Genomic DNA, 13,661 nt, shown 5'->3' on the forward strand with positions numbered 1-13,661 from the left:
ATTCCTGACCCCATGAAATCGGCTGCTGTTGTGAACTACGCACCGGAGAAAGGCTCCGTTGAACTGCGCGAAATACCGAGGCCCACCATCGGCGAGGAGGATGTGCTGCTGGAAGTCATCAACGTGGGCGTCTGCGGTAGTGACCTGCACCAGTGGACGGCCGACCATAGCTGGCCCGTCAATTACCCCGTTGTGCTGGGGCATGAGTTTGGTGGTCATGTGGTGGAAGTCGGTAGACGGGTCGTCGGCTGGCGGGAGGGCGACCGGGTGGTGAGCGAAACGGCTGCGGTCATTGATCCCGGCAATCCCATGTGTCGGCGCGGCTTCTACAACCTCGACCCTACCCGAAAGGGATTCGGCTACGGGGTCGACGGAGCCATGACGCGCTACGTTCGGGTACCCGCCCGTTGTCTGCACCGCGTACCGGAGCAGCTCGGCTTTGAACAGGCCTGCCTGACGGAACCATGCAGCGTCGCCTACAATGCCGTCGTGGAGAATACGCACTGCCGGCCGGGCGACCGGGTTATCGTGCTCGGTCCGGGTACTATCGGCATCCTGTGTGCGGCCGTGGCCCGGCTGTGCGGGGCCGACGTGGCCGTGGTGGGGCTGGCGCAGGACCGGCACCGGCTGGCCATTGCAGAGCAGTACGGCTGCACCGCGATCGCTGGCGATGCGACGGCCTGGGCGCTGGAGCGCGATGGGCTCGGTGCTGATTGTATTATCGATGCTGCCGGGGTAAGCAGCACCCTCCGCATCGCCATGCAACTGGTGCGCCCCAAAGGTCAGATTACCAAAGTCGGCTGGGGGCCGCAGCCGCTCGATTTTTCGCTGGACCCGCTGGTGCAGAAGAACGTAACCCTGCAGGGAAGCTTCAGCCATAACTGGCCTATCTGGGAGCGGGTGATCGCCCTGCTGGCCAGCGGCCAGCTCGACGTCAAACCCGTTATCGGCGGGGTGTGGCCCGTGACTGACTGGCAGGAGGCCTTTGAGAAAATGCACAAAGGGGAGGTGGTGAAGAGCGTGCTAAAACCGGTATAGTCCATGCGCCTGCACAACAAAGTTATTATCATCACCGGCAGTTGCACGGGCATCGGCAAAGCCATTGCCGAGCGGTGCGTGGCGGAAGGAGCGAAGGTAATCGTTCACGGGCTGGAGCCGCAACCGGGCGAAGTTCTGGTGGCGAAACTGGGTAAAGCCAAAGCCCGGCTGCATATTGAGGATCTGACGGCGAACGGTGCCCCGCAGCGGCTGGTCGAGGTAGCCGTGACGGCCTTCGGTAAGCTGAATGCCGTTGTGAATAATGCGGCATTGATCGCTACGTCCAACATCAACTCGACCGACAGCCACTTGTTCCGCCGGATGCTGGAGGTCAATACCATTGCGCCGTTTGCGCTCATCAAAGCGGCCTTGCCCTATCTGAGCCGGACCCGGGGTTGTGTGCTCAATATCGGATCGGTCAATGCCTGGAGCGGAGAGCCGGATATGCTGGCCTACAGTGTATCGAAAGGGGCGCTGATGACGCTGACCCGCAACCTGGGCGATACGCTGCACCGCGAGAATGGGGTGCGGGTCAACCAGATCAACCCCGGCTGGGTACTCACCGAAAAAGAACTTCAGAATAAGCAGGAGCAGGGATTCGAGGAGGACTGGTATGCTACCCTTCCGCCGGCCTATGCGCCCGCCGGTCGTATCCTGCGACCGGCCGAAATAGCGGCCGCTGCGGTCTACTGGCTGGCCGACGAAAGCGGCCCCGTCAGCGGACAGGTTGTCGACCTGGAGCAATACCCGTTTATGGGCCGTAATCTGCCAAAAGATTCGGCCACGCTGTTACATCTTTTAGCCACCAGACCGGTACCGCACTAATGCCAAAACTCGCCGTTTTCCCGAAAGCTTTTATGCCGGCCCTCTGTAAGGATGGCACCATGACCGTTTCCGAGTGGATTGACCTGGCCGTTAAACTGGACATTGACGGGCTGGAATGGTACGCCGGCTTTCTGGAAATGGCCGATGAGTCGAACTGGTCGCGGTTTCGTCGGCAGGTCGGGGAGCACGGTAAAGTGATTCCGATGATGTGCTGCTCTCCCGACTTCACGCATCCCGATGCCGGTTTTCGTGCCAGGGAAGTTGTGAAGCAGAAACGCTGGATTGATATGACCTACGCCCTTGGCGGATCCTATTGCCGTGTCCTGTCTGGTCAGCGCCGGCCGGAGCTTTCCGTAGAGGAGGGTATCAGGCTGGCGGCCGATTGCATTCATGCCTGTCTGCCGTATGCGCAGGAGCGGGGTATTACGCTCATCATTGAAAATCATTACAAGGACGATTTCTGGGATTACCCGGAGTTTGCGCAGAAAATGGATGTATTCTGCGAACTGGTAGCGCGGGTCGACCATCCGAATTTTGGCGTCAATTATGACCCGAGTAACACCTACCTAGCCGGTGAAGATCCGCTGGAGCTGCTTCAGCGGGTGTCGCACCGGGTGGTGACCATGCACGCCAGCGACCGGTACCTGATCGAAGGAACCATCGAAGACCTGCGTCGGGAAGAGGGCGGTTCCCAGGGATACGCCCGGCGGCTCCGGCACGGGGAGATCGGAAAAGGGCTGAACGACTACGACGCTATCTTTACCGAACTAAAGCGGGTTGACTTCAATGGCTGGATTAGCATTGAAGATGGCGTGGATGGTATGGAGCAGTTAGCCCGCAGTGTGACGTTCCTCCGTCGAAAAATGGCTGAATACTGGTCCACTGAGATTGAAAAGCAGTCATCATCCAGTCAGTCGCAGATGCATGAGGTATGAAAAAAACGGTCGGATTGTTAAGTTTGCTGTTGGTCTGTCATACCTTACGGAGTCAGCAGTTGGAAACGAAACAGTGGACCGAACACCAGATTACCAAAGGGGCCAAAGGGCATACAATTCATAATACACAGGTATTTTCTCCCGATGACCAGTGGGTCGTGTATGATACCCGTAACCACGATACCCACCTGGCCCGCACCGGCTTCGTTGAGAAAGTGAATATCCGCACCGGGGAAGTAGTAACGCTGTATAGCGCACCCGATCAGGCGGACTATGGTCCCGGCGTCGGCGCGGCTACCTACAATCCCGCTGGCTTTCAGGTGCTTTTTATACATGGCCTGCGGAACAGTACCGCCGAGCGTCCTTACGGCATGACCCGACGCACCGGCGTGATGGTCGACGACCGTCAGCCGTTCAAACCGCATTTTCTCGACGCCCGGGATATTGACCCACCGTTTACGCCCGGTGCGTTGCGGGGTGGTACCCACGCCCATACCTGGAGCCATGACGGGCGCTACATCGCTTTTACGTACAATGACTACGTCCTCGAACAACGGCAGAAGCACGATCCATCCGTCAGCGATCTGCGCGTAGTTGGTGTTATGGCACCAGCCGGGCCGGTGCGGGTAACGCCCCGCACCGACGGTGAAAATCATGATGGAGACTTATTTTCGGTAGTCGTGACGCATGTAACCGAACGACCTAAACCCGGCTCCGACGAGATTGATAAAGCCTTTGACGAAGGCTGGATTGGCACCAACGGGTACCTGCGGACAGACGGCTGCCGGCAGCAGCGGGCCATCGCCTTTCAGGGAAACGTGCGGGATGCCCAGGGAAAGACGGTAACCGAGGTATTTGTGGTGGATCTGCCGGCAGATCTCACCAAAGCCTCACCCCAGGCTCCGCTGGAAGGTACGTCAGCGACCCGTCCGAACCCGCCAGCCGGCACGGCCCAGCGCCGGATTACCTTCACCACGGATCGGCCGTTTCCCGGTGTTCAGGGCCCCCGCCACTGGCTGCGGAGTAGCCCCGACGGCAGTCTGATCTTCTTCCTGATGAACGACCCGAACGGCCATGCGCAGATCTACGCCGTATCGCCCAACGGCGGACCGATCCGGGCGGTCACCCATCATCCATTTTCCGTACAGACACCGTTCAACCTAAGCCCCGACGGTAGCTATATCGCCTACGGTGCCGATAACAGCGTATGGATAACTAACATCAAGACCGGTGCAACCAAACGCCTGACTCCGCGATCCTCCGATGAGAACCGCCCCATAAACGGCGTCATCTGGTCGAATGACGGATCAATGCTCGCCTACAACCGCTATGTCTCCGAACCTGCCGGCCAGTTCCTGCAAATCTTTGTGCTGCTGTAATTCTGCGTATATACCCTGGTGTTACCGATACAGACTCACAATGCCGTTGCTCCCAATAAAAAGTATACCTTAAAACTTTATTTGTAACTCCGAACCAGGGTCTTCGCCTGCTTAACGAAGTTATGTTCATTTTAGTGTTAATGCCTTGTTAGACAGATATTTACCGAATAATAAAAACTTAAGTAACGACAAGGGCTTTTGCTGTATCTTTTATCTATGCTCCTAAATGGCCCGCAACTTCAGAGGCAGATTATATGGGCAACTAATAGTTTGTAGTAACTATACGACTGTTGATCTGACTGGCGCTATCGGTTCAATTTGGTAGATGATATAACGCCTGGGTTCATTCTGATTACTATTCCTTTCACTTTTAAAACCAAATAGTATGAAAATCTCTATGATCAAGCACCGGTTTGATGCTAAACCGTGGGTTTTACTCCTGTTACTAGGTGTGTAGTCGGGTTGTCAAAAGGCTGACCGGTTAACCGAAACGGTGTCACCAAATTCAGCACGTAAGCCGGCAAAGACAGGCGAGGAACGTGCCGATATCGTGTACAACTGGTACAAGTTCATCGCAAGGCTGCAATTGCGTGAAACCCCGCAACCGGTTGTATTGGCCCAGCTTAGAGCCTTTGCCTACATCGGAGTGGGTTTATACGAGTCCGTCCAGCCTGGCATCAAAGGAGCATCCAGCTTATCAAAACGACTCTACCAGATGCCCGATATGCCCAAAGCAAAGATGTCGGAAGATTATCTGTGGGCTGCCTCTGCCAATGCAGCCATGGCCAGTATGTTTAAATCATTTCTGGGCAGTCTGAGCAACGCCAGTAAGGCCAGCATCGATTCGATGGAGGCTGCTAATTATGATCAGTTAAGGTTAACCACGTCCGAAGATGTGATGCAACGTTCGCAGGCCTTTGGCCGTTCTGTTGCTGCGGCCATCTATAATTGGTCCACGACTGATAACTTCTCGCTCGCCAGTCCAGGCTACACCCCGCTGAATGAGCCCTGGGCCTGGGTGCCGACTCCGCCTAATTTTGCGGCTCCGGTCGGCGCTAATTTGCAGTATTCAAGGCCTTTCCTGGCGTATAGCCTGACGGCTTCGGCTCCCCCGCTACCGTTCCCGCATTCAGAAGACCCCAACTCAGCGTTTTACAAAGAGGTGAAAAACGTATACAATATTGGGGTAGGCCTGACAACGGAGCAAAAAGCTATTGCGAACTGGTGGGCCGATGCGGGTGGGGTCGGAACCGGCGTGCCGGCTCCTTACCATATTCTTTCGATCATAACCAGCGTCCTCGAAAGCCAGCAGGCCGGGCTCTGGCGGGCCGTTGAAGTGTATGCCAAAACAGGGATAGCCCTAAAAGACGGGGGAATCACTACCTTCCGGGCGAAATATCAGTATAACCTGCTCAGACCGATTACCTACATCCGGCGACATATAGACGCCAACTGGCTGTTTTATTTGGTCAATCCACCCTATCCGGAGTATACCTCAGGGCTAATCAGCTTTTTTAGTCCCGTCATTGAAGTGTTAATCCAGGAATTTGGGGATATCCCGGTAACGGATAATGCCTATGCCTGGCGTGGTTTGCCGGCCCGGCAGTATAACTCGCTGTCAGATTTGCTGGAAGAGGCTGCGGTTTCCAGGGTATACGCCGGTATCCATTACCAGTTTACGCAGGATATCTCCATCGAAATAGGTAAGGAATTAGGGGATAAAATTGCCAGGCTTCAATTGGTAGGACCTATGTATCAATAAAACCCACAGACCCCGCTTAACCTGTAAATGACCGGGTCAAGTCCAGTCTTTACAGGCTAAGTGGGTCTCCATGTTAATGGGTCTATCTAAGTTCGCTTTTGCTATTATTGAGCTAACTATCAGGTTGTTTCCCGGAACGCAGTAAAAACCGACTATTATACGAACAAAGTCAGTTGCTATGAAACGGGTACTTACTTTTCTCGTTCTGTTGTTGCTGTTTGCCAGATGCGATAACAATCCGGTTGTCCCGGCTTTAACCACCAATGCGCCCCCTATTGCCAACGCCGGCCGTCAGCAAACGATTATTTTGCCTCTCATGAAACTCGTACTGGATGGCAGTAAATCCGCTGATCCAGAGAGAGGATCGCTTCGTTATGCCTGGACGAAAATAGCCGGACCATCCGCTTATTTTATTCAAAATCCCAACGCAGCGCTAACCGATGTGACCAATCTGGAAGAGGGTACTTACCAGTTTGAACTGAAGGTAACCGATATAGGAGGCTTATCGGCAAAAGATACCACCGAGGTGCAGGTGATTACTCAGCAGACGGTTACTACTAAACCGGTAGCCTGTGATTTCAGTAGCGGTCGGCCTGAGATAGCCGCCCGACTGATTCCGGTCGGAACACTTTCGCAGGCCAGAGGAGGGATGGCTGTTGCTTGGGCAGGTTCCAAAATTCTGTTTGCGGGGGCTACCCTATCGGCGGTTAGTGGGTCATTGGACTCAGACTATGGGTCATCCACAGTAGATATTTATGATGTCGTTACTCAAACGTGGTCCAAGGCCAAATTAAGTAAATCACGCTCCGACATAGCTGCCGTAGCGGCCGGTAACAAGGTGTTTTTTGCCGGAGGCCGGTTGGGCGACGGCGCAAATGACCAACTTTTTACTACGGTCGATATTTACGATGTATCGACCAATACCTGGTCGGTGGCTTCGTTAAGCGAACCGCGTGCCTTCATCGGGGCTGCTGCGGTAGGCAATAAAGTCTTCTTTGCCGGCGGAGAAAAAAACTGGAATTATGAAACCTCCAATCGGGTAGATATATATGATCTGTCTTCCGGCACCTGGTCGACAGCCAATCTGAGCGAGAATAGGGCGTATATAGCTGCCGTTACGGCTGATAACAAGGTCTACTTTGCGGGTGGCCATATTGATAATCGGTGGTATGACAGCCCATCCCGCACCATCGATATTTACGACAATGGGACAAATAGCTGGAGTACTTCCCGGCTACTGGAGCCTAGAGGCATGAGCAGCGGCATTGCCGTTGGCGACAATATCTACTGGGCAGGTGGCCTGCGCTACTCTGGCGGAGTCGCTGATGAGTCGGATTGTTCAGTCGAAATCAGGAATATTCATAGCCAGGTAAGCCGTCTCGAAGGTTTGTTCAAACCGGCCAGCTGGGTAACAGTCGAGGGTCAGAATGCAGTGGTAAAAGACAACAAAATTCTCTACTTCCGGCATTACAACACCGATGATACCAGTCGGTTCGACATCTACGACATCGCCAGTGGTAGCTGGTCCATCGGGGTACTCCCCAAATCGATCACCGGAGTCTCTATCATCGCCGTCAACAACACGGTGTATATTGCCGGTGGTATGGTGGATGGTAAGTTATCCAATCAGGTGTGGAAGCTGGAATTTTGACTCAACAGGTGAAACATAAAGTACCAAACCAGACAACACGCTATGAAACCGACAATTACTTTCTTCATAATCCTGTTGTTTGCTACGTGTACCACCAACGTTGATCCCTCGGCGGCTTTTACCGTACACAACAACGGCTGCAAAGCCCCCTGCGAAGTCAGCTTTACCAGCACAGCTAAGAATGCTACCAGCTATCTCTGGGAGTTTGGTGATGGGCAAACGGCCACCGACCCCAATCCCAGACAAACCTACGCCACTATTGGCGTGTATGAGGTGACACTGACTGCCAACGGAGCGGGTGGCAGTCATACTACGAGCCAGAAAATCAAGATTAACCTCTACCAGCGGGTATGGGATAAAGCGTTTGGAGGAACCAATAAGGAAACCTATAGCACGATGGTGGCTACGGCTGATGGTGGGTTTTTGTTGGCGGGTAGTCCACAATTACCTATGAATGTTTCCTATAGAAGTGAAGTTGATTTCAATGTCATGAAGGTTGGGGCTGATGGCGTAACGCAATGGAGGAAAACCTTCGGCGGAAGCCAATATGATGAGCTTACCTCGGCTATAGCTACGGCTGATGGAGGCTTTCTGTTGGGGGGACCTCGGAGTCACCGGCTTCGGGTGATAAGTCTCAGCCCAGAATAGGGGCTAGAGACATCTGGGTAGTTAAAATTGGAGCCGATGGGACCAGGCAGTGGGATAAAGCTTATGGCAGGCAAGACCTATATAGCACACTAAGCACTATAGAGTCTACAAGCGATGGACATTTCAGGCTATTGGGCGGCATTCATAATAATGTATGGAGCTTTTCGGATGATAACTATGAATATTCTGATTGCTTGCAAATCAAACTAGGACAGGATGGTACCGTAAAAGAAGCTTTAAACAAGTGTAACTACACATCAGAAGTTACTATTCCAGCTAGTGGTAATGTAATTCCGGATAATTTTATTTATCGAGATTACGGCGTAATCAAAGTAGGTGCCGATGGTGCCAGACAATGGCAAAAATCCTTTGGAGGAAGTGGGGATGACTTCCTCCAAACCATAGTAGCTACTCCGGACGGCGGGTACCTGTTAGGGGGTGAGTCAAATTCAATAGCGTCAGGAGATAAGACCGAAAACACCAGAGGATTAACTGACTACTGGATCATAAAAATAGACGCTAAGGGGACGAAAGTCTGGGATAAAACCTTCGGAGGAGTTAGCCGGGATTGGCTAACCACTGTAATTGCTACTCCGGATGGTGGATTTCTGCTGGGGGGGGTCTCCGAATCCCCTCCGTCCGGTGATAAATCGGCCAGTAGTGGGGTAAGGGTATTTTGGGTGATCAAGCTGCAATAGGCATTCTGTACCAGACAGCCCGCAACGGGGGCGTTAATACCACCCGGTCCGACTGGCGCAGGTAGTCACGCAAATACAACAACATCATCGGGAGGGGTAGTTCTGTTACCGTGAATTAAGGCAACGGAATTTGAACACCTAAGCCTGCATATTGATATTGAGCCCCGAAAACTTGCTGTAAGGTGATAAAGCCCCCTTCCCCTGTACAATGACCTGGCGCAATGGAGGTTACGTTCCATTCCTCCCGGAGGGCTTTTGCCAGACGCTCAAGCTCCGCCTGGGGTGTTTGTACCAGGTGAAGACCTCCGACGAGCAACCGGACCGGATTCTCTTTTGCGCCGATTGAACTTAGAATCTGTTCTATGCCTGGATGGGAACAGCCCACTACCAGCACCTGGCCACGTGTGGTTCGAATGGCTAATGACAACTCCGGGGTTTCACCAAAAAGTCTTTCCTTAGATAGGTTTCGGACAATGGTTATGTTTGGATTTATCTGCACACTACTATCGATGCGGCTCATATTCTTTTGCGGCCAGGGACTACCGTGTGGAATTTGTTGAGGCACCTTCCCATTGAAATACCTCATATGCGCGGGTAGGGTAGGCTCTTTGCGCCGGAAGAAACCCATCGGCGTTGGCCCTCCGAAGTACTCATCGTTGGGTACGTAAATACGGACCTCCGGATTTACTTTCAGCAAGTGTCGTAAGCCATCGGTGTGGTCTCCGTGCCGGTGGGACAGCACCACAAAATCGAGTCGGGTCAGGTCAATATTCAATGCCTTTGTGTTGAAGGCAAATATGTCGGCGTTGTTACCCGTATCGAACAGAATCCGTTTGCCGTCGTATTCAATGAGGGCTGCAAACCCCCAGTCTTGTTTGAGGGTGGGCGATTGGCTGAAGGCATCGACCAGAATGGTGATTCGGCTGGCGGGTTGTGCCAGCGCAGACAGGCGCACAAACAGTAGGAAGCCAGTGACCAAACAAAAGCCTGAACAACGTATTTTTTTCATGGTCAAAGCGTTTGACTGGATGGGAGCTCAATAATACTGATAAATTTTATCCTCAGGTAAGTATTTCCTTCAACTGCCGAACCAGCACCTCATTAATCCGAACATAGCTTTCGTGGGTCCACCCGGCTACGTGGGGCGTCAGCACCACCCGGTCTGAGTGGCGGAGGTAATCGAAGGCTTCCTGCTGCGCGGGTGTCAGAGTTTTCAGTTTTTCATTCTCCAGCACATCCAGACAGGCACCGAGCACTTTCCCGTTTTTCAGCCCATCGGCGACAGCCGATAGCGAGACAATCTCCCCACGGGCGATGTTGATGATGTTAAACGGTTTGCAAAACCGTTTAATAAACACGTCATCCACAAGCATCCGAGTCTCCTCCGTCAGCGGAATGTGCAGACTCAGCACATCAGCTTCCGCCATAATATCCTCCAGCGTAGCCTCCGTGGCGTAAGCATCGCCGTAATCGGTGCGATATTTGTCATAGGCCAGCACCCGGCAGCCGAAGCCACTGAGCCGTTGTGCGGTGGCCTGCCCGTTGTTGCCGTAGCCCAGCAGGCCGACGGTTTTACCCATTAACTCAACACCCCGGTTACCTTCGCGGTCCCAGATACCCTGCCGCACTTCGCGGTCGGCCTTCAGGATGCTGGCGAAGAGGGCCAGCAGCATACCCACCGTATGCTCGGCAACGGCATCGCGGTTACCCTCGCCCGCGTGAACAACCCGGATGTTGCGTTTCTCAATAGCTTGTAAATCAATTAGGTCCAAACCGGCGCCGGCACGGCCTATAAACCGGAGGTTGGGTCCTGATTGTAACAGATCATCGTCGACTGTGGTTTTACTACGGATAATCAGCCCGTCAAAATCAGCGAGTTGCTCTTTCAGTCCCTGACGATTGATGGTGGGAAGATAGGTATAGGCAAACCCGGCCTGGTCGAGCATGGTAAACAGCGACGGGTGCATTTCATCGGCAATCAGAATGGTTGGTCTATTCTGGGACATCCGGGGGCTTTTTGTAACTTGCGACAGATTAAACGTGGGCGAAACTAACAAACTTTAATGGAACAGCGCCATCCTGAGAAACGAAACGATCGCAATACTGACCTGACATCTGAACAAAACCAGACTGACCGACCCGAACGACAGGAGAGCGAAAGCGCCGGGCAAAGCCCGGAGGATCGCAACCTTTCTGATCAAAATCCCGGGAATAGCAACCTGGAAGAACAGAATTCCAGGGATTCCAACCAAGGGGATCGCCGTCCCGGAGAGCATAATCCTGACGATCGGGGCGCCAGAGAACCCAATGCCGGAGAGCGCCAGCCTACGGATCGAGGGTCCGGTGATCGCAATCCTGGAGATCGAAACCCTGGGAACCGCAATGCCGGAGAGCGTCAGCCGGGAGATCGTAGTCACGGGGATCGCAATCCTGGAGGCCGCAATCCCGGTAATCGTCAAGGCAACGATCGGCACCAGCGGGATAAGGAGCGTACGGAAGGAGCAGCGGCCCGGCATGATCCCGTCGACCGCATGGCGGGAGAAATCGCAAGGGAAGGGCGTCGACCCACCGATAATGGTTCGTCGGAGCGGCAGGATCGTCCTGCCGGCGAGCGGGGGCCGGATCGGCGGAATACCGAAATGGGCCAGCCCGACCGGGGGGGACCAGACCGGTTGGTGGTGGGTATTTCGCTGGGTGATTACAATGGCATTGGGCCAGAGGTAATCCTGAAGGCCCTGCAGCATAATCGGATGCAGCGCATCTGTACACCGGTGATCTACGGCTCCATGCGCATTCTGAACCGGTACCGCAACGTGCTCAACCTGAAAGACTGGAACCTCAACGGCATCCAGGCTATCGGCCAGGCCAGCCACAAACTGACCAACGTCATTACCTGCTGGAACGACCAGAACCACGAAATTCAGCCGGGCAAGATCACGGCCGAAGCCGGTCAGGCTGCTTTTGCCTGTCTGCAGCGGGCGGTCGAGGACCTGAAGGCCGGTAAGCTCGATGCCCTGATCACGGCCCCCATCAACAAGCACAATATCCAGTCGGAGGAGTTTGCCTTTCCGGGCCATACCGAATACCTGGGGCATGAGTTTGGCGTCGCCGACAACCTGATGTTCATGGTCAGCGAGACCCTGCGGGTGGGTGTTGTTACCGGACACATTCCCTTAGGTCGCGTCCGCTCAAGTATTACGCGGGAGCGGATATTACAGAAACTAAACCTGATGTATCAGTCACTGACGCTGGATTTTGGTATTCAGAAGCCAAAAATTGCTCTGCTGGGATTGAACCCCCATGCCGGCGAAGAAGGGTTGCTGGGGCAGGAGGAAAACGAAATAATTAAACCGCTGATCGAGGAGTTACGGCAGCAGGGCCGGTTGATCTACGGGCCTTATCCGGCCGATGGTTTCTTTGGCACCCGTTCGTACCGCAACTTCGATGGCGTGCTGGCTATGTACCACGATCAGGGACTGATCCCCTTCAAAGCCATTGCCTTTGACGAAGGGGTTAACTTTACGGCCGGCCTGCCCATTGTACGGACCTCGCCCGACCACGGCACCGCCTACGACATTGCCGGCAAAAACCTGGCGGACGAAACATCCATGATTCAGGCCCTGTACCTGGCCTGTGATGTGGCCCGCCGGCGGATTGAGTACCAGGAACTTGAAGCCAATGCGCTGAGGGAGAAACAACACGTTGAGAAATAGTTGACAATGGACAGTGTGCAGTTGGCAGTTTCCAGTAGACAGAAAAAACACTGCTCTGCATACTGCTCACTGCCAACTGTCAACTGCCAACTGCACACTAAAGAAATATGCTCAAATCAATGACCGGCTTCGGCAGTGCGACTGTGGAAGCGAATGGCCTGACGGTTACGGCCGAAGTGAAAACCCTGAACTCGAAATTTCTGGACATTTTCTGCCGGATTCCGAAGAGTTACTCGGATAAAGAAATTGAATTGCGCAACCTGATCACGCATCAGCTGGAGCGCGGCAAAGTTGAACTAAACCTCAATATCGTCCGTACGGGCGACATCCGGCCGGCGGTGGTGATAAACCGGGCGCTGGTGGGCGCTTATATGCAGGATCTGCGTGAAACCGCCAACGGTATGCTGCTGAGCGTGCCCGATGCCGAAATGCTGAAACTAGCCCTACAACAGCCCAACGCTTACCTGACGGAAGCCCCCGACCCTGAGGCCGGTGCCTCCGACTGGGAAACCATTCAGGCTGCGGTGAAAGAGGCTATCCGGCGCTGCGATGCCTTCCGGCAACAGGAGGGCGCTACGCTGGACAGTAAGTTCAACGAATACATTCGGACCATTGCCGACCGCCTGCGGGCCGTCGAGGAGCAGGATGTCCGGCGTATTCCGGCCGTTCGCGAACGCATGCAGGCCGCCGTGGTCGAACTGGTCGGTAATGAGGAGTTCGATCGCAACCGCTTTGAGCAGGAACTGATCTACTACATGGAGAAGTTCGATATCTCCGAAGAGAAGGTCCGCCTGCGCACGCACCTCGACTACTTCATCGAAGTACTCACGAACGAGGACGCCAACGGCAAAAAGCTGAACTTTATCGCTCAGGAAATTGGCCGGGAGATCAACACCATCGGCTCGAAAGCGAACGATGCGCCCATCCAGAAACTCGTCGTTCAGATGAAAGACGAACTGGAGAAGATCAAGGAGCAGACGATGAATATTATTTAAAAAGGGGCGTATGCCCC

The 13,661-nt window shown here is 54.0% G+C and carries 12 protein-coding genes; 10 read left to right on the forward strand and 2 right to left on the reverse strand.

Annotated elements, in window-relative coordinates:
- The first annotated feature begins 12 nt into the window (after positions 1–12).
- The 8 genes from ABD949_RS28085 (at position 13) to ABD949_RS28120 (ending at position 8,936) form a co-directional block, all read left to right on the forward strand.
- Positions 13–1,038: a zinc-binding dehydrogenase gene (locus tag ABD949_RS28085; RefSeq protein ID WP_345249398.1), complete on the forward strand. Its 1,026-nt coding sequence runs from the start codon at positions 13–15 to the stop codon at positions 1,036–1,038.
- Between the two features lie 3 nt (positions 1,039–1,041).
- Positions 1,042–1,863, forward strand: coding sequence for an SDR family NAD(P)-dependent oxidoreductase (locus tag ABD949_RS28090; RefSeq protein WP_345249400.1), 822 nt, complete (start codon positions 1,042–1,044; stop codon positions 1,861–1,863).
- Positions 1,863–2,798: a sugar phosphate isomerase/epimerase family protein gene (locus ABD949_RS28095; protein ID WP_345249402.1), complete on the forward strand. Its 936-nt coding sequence runs from the start codon at positions 1,863–1,865 to the stop codon at positions 2,796–2,798. The genes ABD949_RS28090 and ABD949_RS28095 overlap by 1 nt, the downstream gene beginning before the upstream one ends.
- On the forward strand, positions 2,795–4,177 hold the full coding sequence (locus tag ABD949_RS28100; RefSeq protein ID WP_345249404.1) for a DUF3748 domain-containing protein: 1,383 nt from the start codon (positions 2,795–2,797) through the stop codon (positions 4,175–4,177). Before ABD949_RS28095 ends, ABD949_RS28100 begins: the two co-directional genes overlap by 4 nt.
- 493 nt (positions 4,178–4,670) lie before the next feature.
- Positions 4,671–5,939: a vanadium-dependent haloperoxidase gene (locus ABD949_RS28105; RefSeq protein ID WP_345249406.1), complete on the forward strand. Its 1,269-nt coding sequence runs from the start codon at positions 4,671–4,673 to the stop codon at positions 5,937–5,939.
- Positions 5,940–6,117: 178 nt separating this feature from the next.
- Positions 6,118–7,590 (forward strand): Kelch repeat-containing protein, encoded by a 1,473-nt coding sequence (locus ABD949_RS28110; protein ID WP_345249408.1) that lies wholly within the window; start codon positions 6,118–6,120, stop codon positions 7,588–7,590.
- Between the two features lie 42 nt (positions 7,591–7,632).
- Positions 7,633–8,238 (forward strand): PKD domain-containing protein, encoded by a 606-nt coding sequence (locus ABD949_RS28115; protein WP_345249410.1) that lies wholly within the window; start codon positions 7,633–7,635, stop codon positions 8,236–8,238.
- 131 nt (positions 8,239–8,369) lie between these two features.
- Complete coding sequence (locus ABD949_RS28120; protein WP_345249412.1) at positions 8,370–8,936, forward strand: hypothetical protein; 567 nt, start codon at positions 8,370–8,372, stop codon at positions 8,934–8,936.
- Between the two features lie 115 nt (positions 8,937–9,051).
- On the opposite strand, the gene ABD949_RS28125 is transcribed toward ABD949_RS28120, so the two are convergent.
- Together ABD949_RS28125 and ABD949_RS28130 are read right to left on the reverse strand one after the other, a co-directional pair.
- The gene (locus ABD949_RS28125) at positions 9,052–9,945 is read right to left on the reverse strand and encodes an MBL fold metallo-hydrolase (protein WP_345249414.1); all 894 of its coding nucleotides are present in this window, start codon (positions 9,943–9,945) and stop codon (positions 9,052–9,054) included.
- A 52-nt stretch (positions 9,946–9,997) separates the two neighbouring features.
- Positions 9,998–10,942: a 2-hydroxyacid dehydrogenase gene (locus ABD949_RS28130; protein WP_345249416.1), complete on the reverse strand. Its 945-nt coding sequence runs from the start codon at positions 10,940–10,942 to the stop codon at positions 9,998–10,000.
- A gap of 57 nt (positions 10,943–10,999) precedes the next feature.
- Here ABD949_RS28130 and pdxA point away from each other — a divergent pair, with 57 nt between their 5' ends.
- Positions 11,000–12,649 carry a 4-hydroxythreonine-4-phosphate dehydrogenase PdxA gene (gene pdxA, locus ABD949_RS28135; protein WP_345249418.1) on the forward strand — a complete coding sequence of 550 codons (1,650 nt, stop codon included), beginning with the start codon at positions 11,000–11,002 and terminating at the stop codon, positions 12,647–12,649.
- A gap of 107 nt (positions 12,650–12,756) precedes the next feature.
- Complete coding sequence (locus ABD949_RS28140; protein WP_345249420.1) at positions 12,757–13,644, forward strand: YicC/YloC family endoribonuclease; 888 nt, start codon at positions 12,757–12,759, stop codon at positions 13,642–13,644.
- The last annotated feature ends 17 nt before the right edge of the window (positions 13,645–13,661 follow it).

This window comes from Nibrella saemangeumensis (assembly GCF_039541915.1).
Taxonomy (GTDB): Bacteria; Bacteroidota; Bacteroidia; order Cytophagales; family Spirosomataceae; genus Nibrella; species Nibrella saemangeumensis.